Consider the following 17,024-nt stretch of genomic DNA (forward strand, 5'->3'; position numbering starts at 1 on the left):
CCGATACCTAATTATTTATTTTAATAACCCTGCAACTGTTTGTAGAAGGTCGTCTTTGTGAACTTCTAGCATTTCACCCGTTTTGCGGACTTTAAGTTCTACAATTCCTTCAGCAGCTTTTTTACCGACGGTAACACGTATAGGTAGACCTATAAGATCGGAATCAGCAAACTTAACTCCTGGTCTTTCAGCACGGTCGTCCATAAGAACTTCTAACGCCTGAGCTTTTAATTGTTCATATAACTCTGATGCTAGTTTCGCCTGAGCTTCATCTTTTAAGTTGATTGGAATCAAATGCACTTCAAAAGGTGCAATTTGTGCTGGCCATACGAGTCCATTTTCATCATTGAATTGCTCGGCCACTGCAGCTAATGTTCTAGATACACCAATACCATAACAACCCATAATCATTGGCTGTGATTTTCCGTTCTCGTCTAAATAGGTAGCATTCATCGCTTCACTATAACGAGTTCCAAGTTTAAATACATGTCCTACTTCTATTCCCTTGGCGAAAACGATTTTGCCTTGACCGTCTGGAGATAGATCTCCTTCTTGAATAAAACGAATATCAGCGTACTTTGTTACCGAAAAATCTTTATCTGCATTCACGTTGATGAAGTGATGGTGTTCTTCGTTTGCTCCGCATACTCCATTAACAATTGCTTGAACGGCTGAATCTGCAACAATCTCCACTTTATTTACGCCAACTGGCCCTAGTGAACCAATTGAACAACCAAGGATTACCTTCGTCTCTTCTGGAGTGGCTAGTTCAACAACGCTCGCTGCATATAAGTTCTTTAACTTAATATCATTCACTTCGTGGTCGCCACGAACAAGCACCAGTACATGTTGATCATCCACTTTAAACAGTAAAGATTTAATGCACTTTGATGCGTCAACATTTAAAAATGATACTACTTCTTCAATTGATTTCTTATTTTCAGTCAGAACCTTTTCCATCTCTTTTTGTGGCTCATCGGATTTTTCGTATGTGTTGACTACCGGCGCCATTTCGATATTAGCGGCATAGTTTGACGTATCTGAATAGGCAATCGTATCTTCTCCTACATCAGATAACGCCATAAACTCGTGCGTATCTTTTCCACCCATGGCTCCAGAATCCGCTATAACAGCCCGGAAGTCCAAACCGCAACGGCTAAAAATATTTGAGTAGGCAGAAAATAAACGATCATATACTTGGTCAAGACTTTCTTGAGAAGAGTGGAAGGAGTAAGCATCCTTCATAATAAACTCTCTCCCACGAAGTAAACCAAAACGTGGTCTTTTCTCATCTCTAAACTTTGTTTGAATTTGGTAAAGCGCTAACGGCAGTCGCTTATAAGATTTTACTTCGTCTCTTACTAAACTAGTGATGACTTCCTCATGAGTTGCCCCAAGAGCAAACTCTCTATCATGGCGGTCATTCAATCTCATCAATTCAGGTCCATAGGTGTACCAACGACCTGATTCTTGCCAAAGTTCTGCTTGTTGCATCGCAGGCATAAGCAGTTCCACAGCTCCTGCGTTATCCATCTCTTCACGAACAATTGTCTCAATCTTTTTTAGTACTCGCTGGGCCATTGGTAAATAACTATATATCCCACTAGCATTTTGTCTAACAAAACCAGCTCTTAATAGTAGCTGATGACTTTTAATTTCGGCATCTGCTGGAACTTCCCTTAAAGTTGGGATTAGCGTCATACTCTGTTTCATCTACTAGCACCTCTTCGACCAATTCATTTTATTAAATTAATATTTTAAGGCTGCCCCTTGAAGTGTCTGACACCTCTTTATGGGACAGCCTCATGTCAGATTAAAGGAATATCCTTTGTATATCATTCCAAGTAACTACTAGCATTAGGAGCATCAAAAGAGCAAATCCAATAAAGTGTACCATGCCTTCTTTTTGGCGATCAATCGGCTTTCCTCTCAATGCTTCTACTGCAAAGAACATCAATCTTCCACCGTCTAAAGCAGGAATTGGAAGCAAGTTCATAATTCCAAGATTAATGCTCAAAATTCCAGCCCACTTCATTAGATACAGAACTCCAGATTTAGCAACGGTAGCAGTTGACTCATAAATACCAACCGGACCAGATAGTGCATCAATTGAAAATTGCCCAACGATTAATTTTCCAAGCATAGAGAAAATTTCAACTGTCCAATAGTATACTTCTTTAAACCCGTACGTAACGGACTTAATAGGTGACTTTTCCATTGGATTATACACACCTATGATTCCGATTTCTGTACCATCCACATCTTGTGCTTTTGGTGTAACTGGAATTTCAAGCTCCTCCCCGTTTCTAGAAACCAAAAACTCTAATTCATTTTCAGGGTTTTGACGAATAATTTCAACTACATCTTCCCAAGTAGAGATTTCTCCGCCTTCAATACTTTGAACCTTATCGCCTTCTTGTAAACCCGATTGCATAGCCATTCCATCAGGAGTTAACTTCCCTAAGATGGGCTCATTTGTCGGTACTCCTTGCCATAAAGCAATAACAACAAAAATTAAAAAGGCTAAGACAAAATTCATCATTGGTCCAGCGAATATGGCCATTGTTCTTTGACCTAATGTTTTAGAAACAAATTGACGATCGTAGGGAGCAATCAGTGTTTCTGTACCGTTCTCCACTAAATAGGCATTTCGACTAATAGAGAAGGTTTTTAAAATATCTTCTTCTCCCTCTTCATAGCCTTTTATTTGTAATTTTTGTTCAATATCGGCAGATTCCACTTCAATGATCCTAGCATCCGGATACTTTTCTTTGTTGTTTAGTATGATCTTTTCAATCACTTCGTTCTTGTCCAGTATTAGTCCAACCCTGTAGCCTGGTTTAATTTCAGCCATCTCGGGATCTTCTCCAGCCATGCGAACATATCCGCCAATCGGCAATAAACGAATCGTGTAGAGTGTCTCTCCTTTTTGATAAGAAAAGACTTTCGGACCCATTCCAATTGCGAATTCACGACAAAGTATACCTGCTCGTTTTGCAAAGATGAAATGTCCTAATTCATGGAAAAATACGAGTGCCCCAAAAATAATGATAAAGGCTATGACTGTGTTCAAATTATAACCACCCTTTTTTATAGAAGTGAATTTACATACTTGCGTGTCTCATCGTCAACCGCTTTAATTTCTGCTAAACTTGGTTCCATTATTGATTGATGGTACGTTAACGCATTTTCGATTAAATCTTCAATTTGCAAAAAGGTGATCTTTCCTTTTAGAAATGCCTCAACCGCTATTTCATTTGCAGCATTAAGAACGGTCGGAAACGTGCCTCCAGCAATTCCTGCATCATAAGCAAATTTTAGGCAGCGAAATCTTTCGAAGTCCATTTCTGCAAAATGGAGTTGACCGACTTTCGCTAAGTTTAATGTTTGAGCTGTTTTTAATGGTAACCGATCAGGATAAGTTAATGCATATTGAATGGGAACTCTCATATCCGGAGTCCCTAATTGTGCCATGACACTACTATCATGAAATTCAATCATTGAGTGAATGATACTCTCCTTATGTAAAACAACATCAATCTTTTCATAGGGAATATCAAATAGCCAATGTGCTTCAATGACTTCTAATCCTTTGTTCATCATAGTAGCAGAGTCAATCGTGATTTTTGCTCCCATAGACCAATTTGGGTGATTGAGGGCATCTTGTACCGTTACATTCTCCAACTCCCGCCGTTTACGGTCTCGGAAGCTTCCACCCGATGCGGTTAAAATTAACTTCCCTATATTTTTTTCAAATTCTCCTTGAAGCGCTTGAAAAATAGCAGAATGCTCACTATCTACGGGCAATAAAGGGACCTGATTACGACGAACAGCATTCATTACGATATGACCCGCTGTAACTAGAGTCTCCTTATTGGCTAAAGCAATCGCTTTTCCTGCTTCAATTGCATGCAATGTAGGTTCTAGACCCACACTACCCATTACTGCATTCACCAAAATAGTAGATTTCTTATATACAGCTACTTCACTTAACCCTTCGAACCCATAGGTAAACTTAATTTCCGGAAATTCGAGCCTTAAAGAATCAGCATCTTCTTTATTTAACACACAAACTAATTCAGGATGAAATTCTGCTATAAGCTTTCTAGCTAAATCAATATTTCTCCCCACTGACATGGCTGCCAATACGAATTCTGTAGGGTGCTCTTTTATTATATCAAGAGTTTGTGTTCCGATAGAACCAGTTGCACCTAATAAACTTATGTACTTCATTTTTCCAACTCCGATTCAAAAGCGAGAACCTACTAGAAGATTCCCGTATATGTTGTTACGGTAACAAAATAAAATATAAGATTGGCCAAACGAACAGCAAGCTATCAAATCGATCTAGGATGCCACCATGTCCAGGCATTATATTGCCTGAATCTTTTACATTATAGTGTCGTTTCAATGCGGATTCGACGAGATCGCCAACCTGTCCAAAAATAGATAAAAAAACTGTTACTATAACAAGTCTTATTGTAGATACCGTTTCAAGCGAGAATAAGGCAAAAAAGATAGCTACAATTACCGCACATACGATGCCGCCGATAAATCCTTCAACTGTTTTATTTGGGCTTATGTCAGGCCAGAGTTTATTTTTCCCTTTTGCTCGACCGATAAAATACGCCCCGGAATCTGTTGCCCACACGATAAATAAGGAATAAAAAATAAACATCAGTCCTGCCGTTTCTCTAATTTCAATAAAATAGAAAAATCCCATTCCTATATATAGAGTGGCCATTATCGAAAAGGAAACATCATCGAAAGTAAAACGATTTTTTGTTACAACTGTGTAAGTTAAGAGCAGCAAAACTGCTAAGAGAGCAAATTCAACCTTGGTATAGTGCATAGGTCCAAATATATTTTGCAACTGCTTCGGTATTAAAAAGATCCAAAGGACAAGCATTGATATAAGCCCCGGAATGGAGACTAATTGGATGCTTCTCATTTTTAACAATTCATACAGTGCAACTGTTGCTAGAACATACACTAATAAAACAAAGGGTAATTTACCCAAAATTACTAGAGGTATAAATATCGCCCCAAATATAATTGCCGAAATAATTCTTTGTTTCATCTTATTATGTCAACACCTTTATTATACTCCCCCAAACCGCCTTTGACGGTTTTGGAATACTTCGATTGCTTCGACTAAGTGTTCTTCTGAGAAGTCTGGCCACAGTACGTCTGTAAACCAAAACTCCGTATAAGCTAATTGCCAGAGCATAAAGTTACTTAACCGTATTTCACCACTTGTACGAATGAGTAAATCCGGATCACTTAATTCACTCGTCATTAGGTAGTTTGAAAATACTTCTTCATTTAAATTATTCTCTGTCAGTATACCACTTTTGTGGTCTTTTAAGACGTTCTTTACTGCTTCTAAAATTTCAGCTCTGCTTCCATAGTTAAGAGCAAAATTTAATATTAAACCATCATTGTCCTTCGTGTCTTCAATTGCTCGATTAATTGCATTAAGCGTATGTGCAGGTAGACTTTCCTTATATCCAATCATACGTACTTGGACATTTTCCTCGATTAATTCAGGGAGAAAAGTTCCTAAAAACTCCTCAGGTAACTTCATCAAGTAATCAACTTCCATTTTTGGTCGTTTCCAGTTTTCTGTTGAAAATGCATATAAAGTTAACGTGGACACTCCCAATGCATTTGCAAGCTTCGTTATCTTACGGACAACCTTCATCCCTTCATGATGCCCCGCGATTCTAGGCAACGCCCGTTTTTTCGCCCAACGGCCATTTCCATCCATAATAATAGCAATATGAGCAGGAACGGATTGATTTTTTATTGTTGTTATCCGACTCTCGAGTTCAGAAGAAGGTTTATTCTTCCAAAGCTTTATTTTCTCTAACATAAGACGGCTCCTCCAAAATGTAATCATGTGGCTAAAAGACTACATTTAGTTGTAATAATGCTTCTTCTCTAGTCACAATGTATTTATTTTTTTAATGATCGTACACTGTAGCGCTAGAAAAGAGCGTAATGAAAAAAGCAGGTACCTAATTTTGCCTGCTTTTATCATACCAAAAAAGAGAAGAGATATCTCTAAAAAACTAAAGCACTACTTGGAAAAGAAATCAAATTTATTAGAACAGAAAAACCCCCTATAAATAGAGGGTATTCTCTCGGTTCATTAAACCTCTAAAATTTCCTTCTCTTTGTCTTTTGTTAGCTGGTCAACTTTTGTAATATACTCATCCGTTAATTTTTGAATGTCATCAGAATAACCACGTTGGTCATCTTCAGTGATTTCACCATTCTTTTCAAGCTTTTTCAACTCATCATTCGCATCACGACGGATATTTCTGACTGCAACTTTTGCCTCTTCTGATTCCTTCTTTACTACTTTCACCAATTCCTTACGTCTTTCTTCTGTTAATTGAGGAATCGCAAGACGAATGATGCTCCCATCATTTGAAGGAGTAATACCGATATCTGATTTTAAAATTGCTTTTTCAATATCGCCTAAAATAGATTTATCGTACGGTTGAATCACAAGCATACGTGCTTCTGGAACGGAAACACCTGCAAGTTGGTTAATCGGAGTTGGCGCTCCGTAATAGTCGACCGTAATTCGATCGAGCATAGATGCATTCGCACGTCCTGCACGAATTCCAGCAAGCTCACGAGTGTAAGCACCGATAGCTTTATTCATACGTTCTTTTGCATTTGCAACGATTTGTTTCGGCATTATTTTTTCCCCCTCACAATAGTCCCAATGGATTCGCCCATTACGGCACGTTTGATATTTCCTTGCTCCATAATAGAGAAAACAAGAAGTGGTATATCATTATCCATACATAAAGAAGAAGCAGTTGAATCCATAACAGCTAATCCTTCCTTAAGTACATCTAAATAAGAAAGCTCATCATATTTCTTTGCTGTTTTATCAATACGTGGGTCAGCAGAGTATACTCCATCTACATTATTCTTCGCCATTAAAATGACTTCTGCTTCGATTTCTGCAGCACGTAATGCAGCTGTTGTGTCTGTTGAGAAATATGGATTTCCAGTACCTGCTGCAAAAATAACCACTCGCTTCTTCTCAAGATGACGAATGGCTCGTCTACGAATATAAGGTTCCGCTACTTGTCGCATCTCAATAGAGGTTTGTACACGCGTTTCCACACCTGACTGTTCGAGACTATCTTGAAGCGCCAATGAGTTCATGACTGTGGCTAGCATACCCATATAGTCAGCATTCGCACGATCCATACCCATTTCTTCACCAATTTTACCTCGCCAGATATTCCCTCCACCAACAACAACGGCTACTTCAACACCTAAATCCGCAATTTCCTTTACTTGATCGGCAACCGATTTAATTACTTTCGGATTAATTCCGAATCCTTGCTCACCAGCAAGTGCTTCACCACTTAGTTTTAGTACGACGCGTTTATATTTCGGACTGGTCATAGAAACCTCCATATGTATATTGCTACTTTAAGCTTTCTTTAAAAATAGGGAACACAGGTGTGTTCCCTAGGAATAGAGTTGACGCTCTAGATATCTAGCTGCGACAGCTCAGAACTAGCTGTCTCCGCTTTTATTAGTTACCTTTAACTTGGTTCATTACTTCTTCAGCGAAGTTATCAGCACGCTTTTCGATACCTTCTCCTACTTCGTAACGAGTGAATTCGCGAATCTTTCCACCTTTTGATTCTACGAAAGCTTTTACTTTTTGATCTGGGTCTTTAACGAATGCTTGGTCGTTCACACATACGTCTTGGAAGTATTTGCTTAGACGGCCTTCAACCATTTTAGCTACGATGTTTTCTGGCTTACCTTCGTTAAGCGCTTGTTGAGTAAGAACTTGACGCTCACGCTCAATTTCTTCAGCAGAAACTTCGTCACGAGATACATACTTAGGGTTTAATGCAGCGATGTGCATTGAAACATCCTTAGCAGCAGCGTCGTCAGCTGTTCCTTCTAATACTGTTAACACACCAATGCGTCCACCCATGTGTAGGTAAGCACCGAATGCATCGTTGTCGCCTTTAGACTTGATTTCAAAACGACGTAGAGAGATTTTCTCACCAATTTTTGCGATAGCTGCGTTTACGTATGACTCAACTGTTGCACCGTTAGGCATTGTTTGTGCATTTACTTCCTCTACTGAAGCTGGCTTGTTAGCTAGGATATGCTCAGCAAGTTCCTTAACTAGCACTTGGAAACCTTCGTTCTTTGCAACGAAATCTGTTTCAGAGTTAACTTCTAGAATAACTGCTTCGTTTCCTTGAGTAAGAATATAAGTAGTTCCTTCAGCTGCTACACGGTCTGCCTTCTTCGCAGCGCTAGCCATACCTTTTTCACGTAAGAAGTCGATTGCTTGTTCCATATCCCCTTCAGTTGCTTGAAGTGCTTTTTTGCAATCTAACATACCTGCGCCTGTTCTTTCACGTAATTCTTTTACCATTTGAGCCGTTACTGCCATGTGAGTTTCCTCCTTAAAAGCTATGTATTTTAGTGTTAGCTAGCTTTAAAAAAGCTAGTCAAAGATTGTGTTATTCTTTAAAAAAAGGTGATAAAGGGGGTCCCTCTTATCACCTTTTAGTAACTAGTGTTTCCTCAGGTCAAAACGTATTACGCTGTAACTTCTTCGCCTTGCTTCGCTTCTAAAATAGCATCTGCCATCTTAGCAGTTAATAGCTTAACAGCACGAATAGCGTCGTCGTTTGCAGGGATAACAACATCAATTTCGTCTGGATCACAGTTTGTATCAACGATACCAACGATAGGGATGTTTAATTTATGTGCTTCAGCAACTGCAATACGCTCTTTACGAGGGTCGATAATGAATAAAGCATCAGGAAGTTGCTTCATATCTTTAATTCCGCCTAAGAACTTTTCTAAGCGCTCTTGCTCTTTTTTCAGTTGAACAACTTCTTTCTTAGGAAGTACATCAAATGTACCATCTTCAGCCATTCTTTCGATATCTTTAAGGCGTGCAATACGCTTTTGGATTGTTTCGAAGTTTGTTAAAGTACCACCTAACCAACGTTGGTTAACATAGTACTGACCTGAACGGATCGCTTCTTCTTTTACAGAGTCTTGAGCTTGCTTCTTTGTACCAACGAAAAGAACTGTTCCACCGTTACCAGCTAGTTCTTTTACCCAGTTATAAGCTTCTTCAACCTTCTTAACTGTTTTTTGAAGATCGATGATGTAGATGCCGTTACGCTCAGTGAAGATATATTTCTTCATTTTTGGGTTCCAGCGGCGAGTTTGGTGTCCGAAGTGTACACCAGCTTCAAGTAATTGCTTCATTGAAATTACTGACATGTTTGTTTCCTCCTAATGGTTTTTATATTCCTCCGCCCATTTCAACTTTAGACAAAACTGTCGAAACAGCACCCTTTGTCCAAATCCATGAACGTGTGTATTAACACCAAGAGTTACTATAGCATAATCAAATGCTACATTCAAGTTTATTCTTGAATATTTTGGCGAAATTTCAGTAAAAGCTCTATCTCTGTCTGACCTTTATGGAGTTTTTTCGCAATTTCTTCATAGGTAAGGCCTTGCTCTTGTAAATGTACAACTTCTTCTAGCAGGCTCTTTTCTTTTGGTGCAGTCTTTACTTCTTGTACTGTTTCCTCTACTTCCTTTTCCACTTTGAGGTCGATAGCAGGGTCTTTTGGCTCATTAAAGTCTGGAAGAAGCACCTCTACATCTTCGTCTGTTAATGACTGTGTAGCGCCTAACTTGTAAGCTTTAACAGCTTGGCTCTTTGAACTTTTAACCGGAAACCGGACCTTCTCTTCCTCTGCACTCGGAAGTATTGATTCTATGCTAGCTTCTTTCTTTCTTCTTTCCTGCTTGTTGGACTGATTATTAGCTGCCTTTGTCATTCTCTCAATAAAGCTTTCGTTTTCTTCTTTCATCTCAGCTAAATATGTTGAAATGACATCTTCCATTTCCTCAATCATTCTTTGTTGTTTTTTCTCTACTTCAAAAAGCTTTGACTGACGAAGGTATAAAATCACAATGGAAAACAAAGCAAAAATATTTAATAAGATACTAATAAACAAAAATACACTCGTCATATCATCCCTCTATCCGGAAAAGTCAAAAAAGTTTCCTTTATATGGATGAACTTCTTTCACTGGCTGACTCTCTTTATTTTTTCTATTTCTCTTCCCCTGTTGGTTCTCATTCTTATCTCGTTGATGATCCTTTAGGCGAACCTGTTCCTTTTGCTCATGTTTATTAACTGAGATTCTATTTTTTTCTACTTCTTTAGCAACGGTGTTTGCAGCAACATCATTTTGTTGCTGACCCCGCTGCTGTAATTGTTCTTGTAGCTTGCTAGCATCTTGCATCCTAGGAAGAGCAATTTGCATTTCGATTGCTTTTAAACTCATACCCGGTTGCCATCTCCCTATTTATTATGTATGGATGAAAATAACCTCTGTTAAACGATTTTTTGTAATGTTTGTCTTAGCTTAAATATGGCTTTTGAATGTATTTGCGATATTCTTGACGTTGATAAATCCATCACTTGTCCAATCTCAGTTAATGTCAACTCTTCCTGATAGAATAAGCTTAATACAAGCTGTTCTTTATCATTCAAATGAGAAATCATTGATGATAACTCAGAGATTAACTCATTTTTAATAATGGTCTCCTCTGGAATTTCTGCGGGTTCGTCCTTTAACGAGAATCCAGCTCCTTCTTTTTCCTCGCCATCCGGTTGCTCGTCAATTGATAATACATTAGCAAAAAAATGCTCGTTCATTGTATTGTGAACATCGTCTTCGCTCATATTTAGCTCTTCTGCGATTTCTTTAGAAGTCACATTTCTCATTAGTTTTTGTTCTAACTTTTCAATGGTTTGCTCAATTCGTTTGGCTTTATCTCTTGTATTTCTAGAGAGCCAATCTTCCTTTCTTAACCCATCAATGATGGCTCCGCGAATACGAAAGGACGCATATGTATCAAATTTCAAGTCCCTTGTAGGGTCAAATTTTTCAAGCGCATCGTATAAACCAATCATTCCTAAGCTCTTTAAATCATCTCGTGAAACATTCTTCGGTAAACCAACGGAAATCCTTTGGACATGATAGCTTACAAGCGGCAAATATTTTCTTACTAAAAAATCACCTGCATCACTGTCTCTTTTGGAAGTCCATTTTTCCCATATGTTTTGTTCCTCGATCGAAGGTGCCTGTCCCATGGTTTCCTCCTCCAAACGACATTGTTCAAATCAATCGTTAAATTAAATACTTTCTTAATATAAACAGTCCTTATTTCTTTCAAACAATAATCGATTTTTTAATTGCAAAAAAAATCAGCCATTCCAATAAAAGGCTGATCGTTCATTGCTTTCTATTCTACCATTCCTGAGTGCCTTTGTTAACCGTTCGGATGTGTAAGATTTTTGACTTCGGACAAAACTCAATCGTTCGCCCACTATTACCTCCAACATCCTCTGCTATGATAGCAATTTTCAACTCAGCCAACTCTCTTTTAACTGCTTCTACATTTCTTGGACCTATTCTCATCAGGTCACTTGTATTGCTAAATTGAAACATTTGCGCTCCACCAGCAATTTTTGCTTTTAGCATGGAAGGTCTTGCGCCTAATTGCACGAGCTTTTTTACAAGCTCCTTCACCCCGGTATCAGCATATTTTGCAAGATTCATCGTACCAGCTTTAGAAAGGGATGAATCAGGGAGCATAATATGAACAAGGCCTGCAATCTCTTTTACTTGATCATATATGACCACTCCCACGCATGATCCAAGTCCAGATGTTCGAATTCGGTTAGGAGCAGATACTACATTCATATCTGCTATGCCTACCTTAATAATTTCAACTTTTTCATCCATTAACCCTAACTCCTAAAGATTCAAAGATAATATGAAAGGAGTCCGGGTCAGGTAACAAGAAGAAGTGCCCTCGTACACTTTCACTTATTTCAACATCATCTTCATTTAGCGCTGTATCAATAACAATTGCATAATCACTCACCTGCGAAAGTTCAATCAATCCAAAACTTATAATTGCGCCGACCATATCCACGCTTAATGCAGGAACAGATGGATACAAGGCCAGTCCAGTAAAGTCGGATAATGAAGACAAATAGGAGCCAGATAAGATATTTCCAAGTTCCTGCAAGGCGGAGGTAGCTATTTCATTCTCAGCTAGTTGATCAAAGGTAAATTCTTCATCACCTATCATCTGCTTAATGAAGACCGTTGCTTGTTCAGGAGGTAAGACAAAAAACATACTGCCAGGTGCTTCTCCTTCAATACGGAGAAACACCGCTGCCACCACATGATCCGCACCACCCGATAGTTCCATCATTTCATCAAAGCTTACAATTTTCACATGAGGAACTTGCATATCTATCTTTTTATTTAAAAGTTTAGAAAGCGCAGTTGCTGCGTGGCCCGCACCAATATTGCCGATTTCTTTTAATATGTCCAAATGAATAGAAGAAAGATTACTAATAAACCCCATTTGGTTATCCTTCAATTCCTTGAGATGCTCTAACTTCGTCTGGATTTAAGACCATTTCAAGGTCAAGTAAGATCATTAAACGTTTATCGACCTTTACCACTCCACTAATATAGTTTGTCTCTTCGGTCCCAACCACTTCTGGCTGAGGTTCTATTGCTTCTGTTTGGACATCTAGAACGTCGTTGGCTGCGTCTACGATTAAGCCAACCTCCATATCTTCTAAAGTAACAATAATAACTCTTGTACTGTCAGAATAAGATTCCTCTTCAATTCCAAAGCGACTTCTCAAATCAATAATAGGAGTGACAACTCCTCTTAAATTAATAACACCCTTTACAAAATGTGAGCTACTAGGGACTCTAGTAATATGCTGTACCTTTTCAATAGAACGAACCTTACTTACAGGAATGGCATATTCTTTTCCTTTTAATTGGAAGATTATAAGTTTTAAATCTGCTACTGATGTCTCACTCATGAGACTTCCCCCTCTTTCCTAACATGCTAGACACACTTTTAGTTGTTATTTAATTAGTGCATTGCAATCTACAATGAGTGCCACTTGTCCGTCTCCAAGAATTGTTGCTCCTGAAATAGCAAATACATTTGTTAAATAGTTTCCTAGCGACTTTAACACTACTTCTTGCTGTCCAATAAAGGAATCAACCACAAGACCTGCCATCTTGTCGCCTTTTCTTACTATAATCACAGAGTAAAACTCATCCTCTTCTTCAAAAACAGGAACTTCAAAAATATCCTTTAAAAATAAGAGTGGAACTACTTTCCCTCTGAAATCAATTACCTTTTGGTTGTGTGCATTCAGAATATCTTCCTTTTTAACAATGGCTGTCTCAATAATTGAAGAAAGCGGGATTGCATATTTTTCCTTCTGAATTTCTACTAACATAACAGAAATAATAGAAAGAGTAAGCGGAAGTTGAACGGAGAATATAGAACCTTCTCCTTCTTTCGAATCAATTGACACGGTACCGCCGAGTGATTCTATTGTGTTTTTCACAACATCAAGGCCTACACCACGTCCAGATACATCAGAGATTTTTTCTGCTGTTGAGAAACCTGATGCAAAGATCAATTCATATACTTGCTTGTCTGTTAGCGTGGCAGCCGTTTGTTCTGAAATAATTCCGTTCTTTAGTGCCTTATTTAACACTCGATCACGGTTAATTCCAGCACCATCATCCGATAATTCAATAAACACATGGTTTCCACTATGGAAAGCCTTTAAGATAACAGTTCCTTCTTCACTCTTGCCCTTCGCTTTTCTTACCTCAGGTGTTTCCACTCCATGGTCTAACGCGTTTCGAATGAGGTGGACAAGAGGGTCACCGATTTCATCTATTACGGTACGATCTAGTTCCGTTTCTGCACCAACAATTTCTAAATTAATCTTTTTCCCAAGATCCCGCGCTAATTGTCGTACCATTCTTGGGAATCGGTTAAATACCGTCTCCACTGGTACCATTCGCATATTTAAGATAATATTTTGAAGATCTCCAGAAATTCGACTCATTCGCTCCACGGTTTCATGAAGCTCGGAATTATTTAAATCCCTTGAGATTTGCTCTAATCTACCTCGGTCAATGACAAGCTCTTCAAACAAATTCATTAAAATATCTAGTCTCTCAATATTTACACGAATCGTTTTATTACTAGCCTGTTTCACCGATGTTTGCTTTTTCTGTTCCTCTTGTTGAGCAGGTTCTTCTATTATTACTTCTTCTGCAATGATTACTTCCTGTTTAATTGGTTCAAGAGTTGTTTCTGCGGTTGGACGAAGTTGTTCAATGGATAGAGAGTGAATGTCAACTCTATCAACCTCGGATACTTTCATCACCTTGCTTTGAATATCAGACATTGGTTCCCTTGATACAATCGTTACGGTGAACTCTTGATCAAATTGTTCCTCTTCTAGCTGATCTACGGAAGGTGTTGATTTAATGACTTCTCCTAACTTCTCAATCACTTCGAATACCATGAAAACTCTTGCCGCTTTCAACAAGCAGTCCTCTCTCAGCGCAATCGTAATTTCATACGTTTGAAAGCCTTGTTCGATCGATTGTTGTAGTACCGTATACTCAAACTCATCGTATTCACCTTTTAGTGCACGAGGAGCATCTGGAGCTAATGTGGCAGCTACCTCCTTTGCACTCTGAGATACAGCTGGACTTTCTCCCTTTTCAATCAACTTAAGCTTTTCCACTACAGTAGCAACATCACGTTTTCCGTCGCCTCCATCAGCAATCGAAAACACCATTGCCTCTAAATCATCTGTAGCTTCAAACACAACATCAAGAGTTTCAGGTATAACAGATATTTTTTGGTTTCGGATCGCGTCCAAAACGTTTTCCATTTGATGAGTAAGACTAGCTAAGTCTTCGTAACCCATCGTTGCTGACATTCCTTTTAACGTGTGTGCGGAGCGAAAAATATCATTAACAATGCTAAGATCACTTGGATTTTTTTCAAGATCAAGTAATCGTTCATTACAGTTCTGAAGATGCTCTTTACTTTCCTCTATAAAAACCTCTAAATATTGGCTCATTTCCATGCCCAACAGCTCCTTGGAGTTATACATATTTCATTATTGTTTCTGCAATATTATCAACGTTTTTAACTTCATCCACTAGCTTTGTTGCAATAGCTGCTTTCGGCATTCCAAAAACGATGGATGTTTCCTCTGATTCCGCGATAGCCACTACATTCCCTAACTCTTTTAGCTTTATAAGCCCTTTTGTACCATCCGACCCCATCCCAGTCATGATGACGGAGATCTTTGCATAGGCAGATAACTCACTACAGGATTCAAACATCACATCTACAGCGGGACGATGACCGTTTCTTGGTGGAGATTGATCTAATTGGATCGCTAAATTAGCTCCTACCCATTTTAGTTTCAGGTGAAGACCACCTGGTGCAATATAGACTGTTCCTTTTTGAATGATGTCTCCTTCTTCAGCTTCTTTGACATGAACCTCGGAGAGCGAGTCTAATCTTACAGCGAGACTTTTCGTAAATCCTGCTGGCATATGCTGTACTACTAAAACAGGGGCATCAATCGTCTTTGGTAGCTTAGTAATTACTTGTTGAAGCGCACGCGGTCCACCCGTAGATGTACCTATACACACTAGTTTTTTTCCAGATAAAGCATTGAATTGATTCTTTTTACTTGGTTCTATTTTACTATAATCCATACGCTTTTTTACAGTGTTTTTTTCCTGACTGTTCAGCTTCACAAGCTGCTTTATATTGGCTTTACTCGCAGAAACTACCTTTTCTACCAACTCTTCTTTCACTTTATGCAAGTCAAGAGAAATCGCACCTGATGGCTTTGTAATAAAATCAGTGGCACCATATTGAATCGCTAATATCGTGTTTTCGGCTCCCTGTTTCGTTGTACTCGAGAGCATAACGACTGGAGTTGGTTTCTCAGACATGATTCGTTTTAATGCCTCAATCCCATTTAATATCGGCATTTCAACGTCCAATGTTACTACATCTGGCTCGAGTTCTATCACTTTTTTTATTGCGTCCTCACCATTTCTTGCTGAGCCAACAACAGTCATTCTAGGATCCTCGGTTAAAAAGTCTTGAATGAGCTTTCTCATAAATGCCGAATCATCCACAATAAGCACTTTAATTTTGCTCATAAACAAGCACTACCTTTCAAACAAAAATCGCTTTAATTTCGAAACAAAATGCGTCTTAGGTTTATCTGAAATTACTTCAAATTGTCTTTCCTCAAAACGACTCGTCATTTGTTGTAACGCTTTAGCAGCTGGTGCTTTCTCGTTAAAAATAAATGGCGTCTGTTTCGTGACCGCTTGATGAACCTGGCGATCATCCGGTATCATACCGAACTCAATAATTTCTCGGTTTAAAAAACGATTAACTACTGTTCGTAATCGTTTAAATGTTTCCATTCCTTCTTTATCAGAATGTACTCTATTGACAATTAGCAAAAATGGCAGATCCGAATCATGCAAATGAATATGCTTCATCATTGCATAAGCATCTGTAATTGATGTTGGCTCTGGTGTTGTAACCACTAGAACTTCATCAACCGAGAGGATAAAAGGCACCGTTTCTTTTGTGGCACCTGCCCCCATATCAAAAAGGATGTATTCATAATCTGAAAATAGATGAGACAAGTCCTCTGTAAACTTCATGTGAACCGGCTTGTCCATATTAACAAAATGAGATAGTCCTGTTCCTCCGGCAACATAATGCAATCCATGAGGTCCTGTAGAAACAATTTCGGACAGTGTTTTTCGCCCTTCAAAATAGTCTACGATTGAGTATGATGCAGACTGACCAATTAGAATATCAATATTGCCCATACCCACATCCATATCAAATAGGAGAACTTTGTATCCTCGGCTTGCTAAAGAAAGAGAAAAATTTAAAGAGAAATTTGATTTCCCTACCCCTCCCTTTCCACTCACGACTGCAAGTGTTTTTGGAGATGGCTTCCCACTCATTTGTTGGATTCTTTGTCTTAACATTTCTGCTTGATCTTTCAT

The 17,024-nt window shown here is 38.6% G+C and carries 18 protein-coding genes; all 18 read right to left on the reverse strand.

Features of this window, described 5'->3' with window-relative positions; genetic code table 11:
- Positions 1 to 15: 15 nt before the first annotated feature.
- On the reverse strand, positions 16 to 1,713 hold the full coding sequence (locus ACFFHF_RS05225) for a proline--tRNA ligase (RefSeq protein WP_160545567.1): 1,698 nt from the start codon (positions 1,711 to 1,713) through the stop codon (positions 16 to 18).
- 100 nt (positions 1,714 to 1,813) lie between these two features.
- Positions 1,814 to 3,073 carry an RIP metalloprotease RseP gene (gene rseP, locus ACFFHF_RS05230; RefSeq protein WP_160545568.1) on the reverse strand — a complete coding sequence of 420 codons (1,260 nt, stop codon included), beginning with the start codon at positions 3,071 to 3,073 and terminating at the stop codon, positions 1,814 to 1,816.
- Positions 3,074 to 3,090: 17 nt separating this feature from the next.
- Entirely contained in the window at positions 3,091 to 4,233 is a 1,143-nt protein-coding gene (locus tag ACFFHF_RS05235; protein ID WP_160545569.1) for a 1-deoxy-D-xylulose-5-phosphate reductoisomerase, read from the reverse strand.
- A gap of 55 nt (positions 4,234 to 4,288) precedes the next feature.
- Positions 4,289 to 5,080, reverse strand: coding sequence for a phosphatidate cytidylyltransferase (locus ACFFHF_RS05240; RefSeq protein ID WP_160545570.1), 792 nt, complete (start codon positions 5,078 to 5,080; stop codon positions 4,289 to 4,291).
- 21 nt (positions 5,081 to 5,101) lie between these two features.
- Positions 5,102 to 5,875 carry an undecaprenyl pyrophosphate synthase gene (uppS, locus tag ACFFHF_RS05245; protein WP_160545571.1) on the reverse strand — a complete coding sequence of 258 codons (774 nt, stop codon included), beginning with the start codon at positions 5,873 to 5,875 and terminating at the stop codon, positions 5,102 to 5,104.
- Between the two features lie 279 nt (positions 5,876 to 6,154).
- Positions 6,155 to 6,712, reverse strand: a complete 558-nt coding sequence (frr, locus tag ACFFHF_RS05250) for a ribosome recycling factor (protein ID WP_160545572.1) — start codon at positions 6,710 to 6,712, stop codon at positions 6,155 to 6,157.
- Positions 6,712 to 7,437 carry a UMP kinase gene (gene pyrH, locus ACFFHF_RS05255; RefSeq protein WP_160545573.1) on the reverse strand — a complete coding sequence of 242 codons (726 nt, stop codon included), beginning with the start codon at positions 7,435 to 7,437 and terminating at the stop codon, positions 6,712 to 6,714. Before pyrH ends, frr begins: the two co-directional genes overlap by 1 nt.
- A gap of 133 nt (positions 7,438 to 7,570) precedes the next feature.
- Positions 7,571 to 8,455 carry a translation elongation factor Ts gene (gene tsf / locus ACFFHF_RS05260; protein ID WP_160545574.1) on the reverse strand — a complete coding sequence of 295 codons (885 nt, stop codon included), beginning with the start codon at positions 8,453 to 8,455 and terminating at the stop codon, positions 7,571 to 7,573.
- A gap of 149 nt (positions 8,456 to 8,604) precedes the next feature.
- Entirely contained in the window at positions 8,605 to 9,303 is a 699-nt protein-coding gene (rpsB, locus tag ACFFHF_RS05265; protein ID WP_119707565.1) for a 30S ribosomal protein S2, read from the reverse strand.
- 146 nt (positions 9,304 to 9,449) lie between these two features.
- Positions 9,450 to 10,067, reverse strand: coding sequence for a hypothetical protein (locus ACFFHF_RS05270; RefSeq protein WP_160545575.1), 618 nt, complete (start codon positions 10,065 to 10,067; stop codon positions 9,450 to 9,452).
- A 9-nt stretch (positions 10,068 to 10,076) separates the two neighbouring features.
- Entirely contained in the window at positions 10,077 to 10,385 is a 309-nt protein-coding gene (locus ACFFHF_RS05275) for a hypothetical protein (protein ID WP_160545576.1), read from the reverse strand.
- Positions 10,386 to 10,435: 50 nt separating this feature from the next.
- The gene (locus tag ACFFHF_RS05280) at positions 10,436 to 11,197 is read right to left on the reverse strand and encodes a FliA/WhiG family RNA polymerase sigma factor (RefSeq protein WP_377057681.1); all 762 of its coding nucleotides are present in this window, start codon (positions 11,195 to 11,197) and stop codon (positions 10,436 to 10,438) included.
- Between the two features lie 157 nt (positions 11,198 to 11,354).
- Entirely contained in the window at positions 11,355 to 11,852 is a 498-nt protein-coding gene (locus ACFFHF_RS05285; RefSeq protein ID WP_160545578.1) for a chemotaxis protein CheD, read from the reverse strand.
- A complete protein-coding gene (locus ACFFHF_RS05290; RefSeq protein WP_160545579.1) occupies positions 11,845 to 12,486 on the reverse strand; it encodes a chemotaxis protein CheC in 642 nt (213 codons plus the stop codon). The genes ACFFHF_RS05285 and ACFFHF_RS05290 overlap by 8 nt, the downstream gene beginning before the upstream one ends.
- 4 nt (positions 12,487 to 12,490) lie before the next feature.
- Positions 12,491 to 12,961 carry a chemotaxis protein CheW gene (locus ACFFHF_RS05295; RefSeq protein WP_160545580.1) on the reverse strand — a complete coding sequence of 157 codons (471 nt, stop codon included), beginning with the start codon at positions 12,959 to 12,961 and terminating at the stop codon, positions 12,491 to 12,493.
- Positions 12,962 to 13,006: 45 nt separating this feature from the next.
- On the reverse strand, positions 13,007 to 15,052 hold the full coding sequence (locus ACFFHF_RS05300) for a chemotaxis protein CheA (RefSeq protein WP_160545581.1): 2,046 nt from the start codon (positions 15,050 to 15,052) through the stop codon (positions 13,007 to 13,009).
- A 19-nt stretch (positions 15,053 to 15,071) separates the two neighbouring features.
- Positions 15,072 to 16,151, reverse strand: coding sequence for a protein-glutamate methylesterase/protein-glutamine glutaminase (locus ACFFHF_RS05305; RefSeq protein ID WP_160545582.1), 1,080 nt, complete (start codon positions 16,149 to 16,151; stop codon positions 15,072 to 15,074).
- A gap of 9 nt (positions 16,152 to 16,160) precedes the next feature.
- Positions 16,161 to 17,024 (reverse strand): MinD/ParA family protein, encoded by an 864-nt coding sequence (locus ACFFHF_RS05310; protein WP_160545583.1) that lies wholly within the window; start codon positions 17,022 to 17,024, stop codon positions 16,161 to 16,163.

This window comes from Robertmurraya beringensis (assembly GCF_042433785.1).
GTDB classification, from domain to species: Bacteria; Bacillota; Bacilli; order Bacillales; family Cytobacillaceae; genus Robertmurraya_A; species Robertmurraya_A beringensis.

What these genes read in the sequence shown, in the direction of transcription:
- ACFFHF_RS05310 (WP_160545583.1), bottom strand. Translation starts at nt 17,024, where the DNA reads ATGAAAGATCAAGCAGAAATGTTAAGACAAAGAATCCAACAAATGAGT.
- ACFFHF_RS05225 (WP_160545567.1), bottom strand. Translation starts at nt 1,713, where the DNA reads ATGAAACAGAGTATGACGCTAATCCCAACTTTAAGGGAAGTTCCAGCA.
- frr (WP_160545572.1), bottom strand. Translation starts at nt 6,712, where the DNA reads ATGCCGAAACAAATCGTTGCAAATGCAAAAGAACGTATGAATAAAGCT.
- uppS (WP_160545571.1), bottom strand. Translation starts at nt 5,875, where the DNA reads ATGTTAGAGAAAATAAAGCTTTGGAAGAATAAACCTTCTTCTGAACTC.
- ACFFHF_RS05300 (WP_160545581.1), bottom strand. Translation starts at nt 15,052, where the DNA reads ATGGAAATGAGCCAATATTTAGAGGTTTTTATAGAGGAAAGTAAAGAG.
- ACFFHF_RS05235 (WP_160545569.1), bottom strand. Translation starts at nt 4,233, where the DNA reads ATGAAGTACATAAGTTTATTAGGTGCAACTGGTTCTATCGGAACACAA.
- ACFFHF_RS05290 (WP_160545579.1), bottom strand. Translation starts at nt 12,486, where the DNA reads ATGGGGTTTATTAGTAATCTTTCTTCTATTCATTTGGACATATTAAAA.
- rpsB (WP_119707565.1), bottom strand. Translation starts at nt 9,303, where the DNA reads ATGTCAGTAATTTCAATGAAGCAATTACTTGAAGCTGGTGTACACTTC.
- pyrH (WP_160545573.1), bottom strand. Translation starts at nt 7,437, where the DNA reads ATGACCAGTCCGAAATATAAACGCGTCGTACTAAAACTAAGTGGTGAA.
- ACFFHF_RS05270 (WP_160545575.1), bottom strand. Translation starts at nt 10,067, where the DNA reads ATGACGAGTGTATTTTTGTTTATTAGTATCTTATTAAATATTTTTGCT.
- ACFFHF_RS05295 (WP_160545580.1), bottom strand. Translation starts at nt 12,961, where the DNA reads ATGAGTGAGACATCAGTAGCAGATTTAAAACTTATAATCTTCCAATTA.
- ACFFHF_RS05285 (WP_160545578.1), bottom strand. Translation starts at nt 11,852, where the DNA reads ATGGATGAAAAAGTTGAAATTATTAAGGTAGGCATAGCAGATATGAAT.
- ACFFHF_RS05275 (WP_160545576.1), bottom strand. Translation starts at nt 10,385, where the DNA reads ATGAGTTTAAAAGCAATCGAAATGCAAATTGCTCTTCCTAGGATGCAA.
- ACFFHF_RS05280 (WP_377057681.1), bottom strand. Translation starts at nt 11,197, where the DNA reads ATGGGACAGGCACCTTCGATCGAGGAACAAAACATATGGGAAAAATGG.
- ACFFHF_RS05240 (WP_160545570.1), bottom strand. Translation starts at nt 5,080, where the DNA reads ATGAAACAAAGAATTATTTCGGCAATTATATTTGGGGCGATATTTATA.
- tsf (WP_160545574.1), bottom strand. Translation starts at nt 8,455, where the DNA reads ATGGCAGTAACGGCTCAAATGGTAAAAGAATTACGTGAAAGAACAGGC.
- ACFFHF_RS05305 (WP_160545582.1), bottom strand. Translation starts at nt 16,151, where the DNA reads ATGAGCAAAATTAAAGTGCTTATTGTGGATGATTCGGCATTTATGAGA.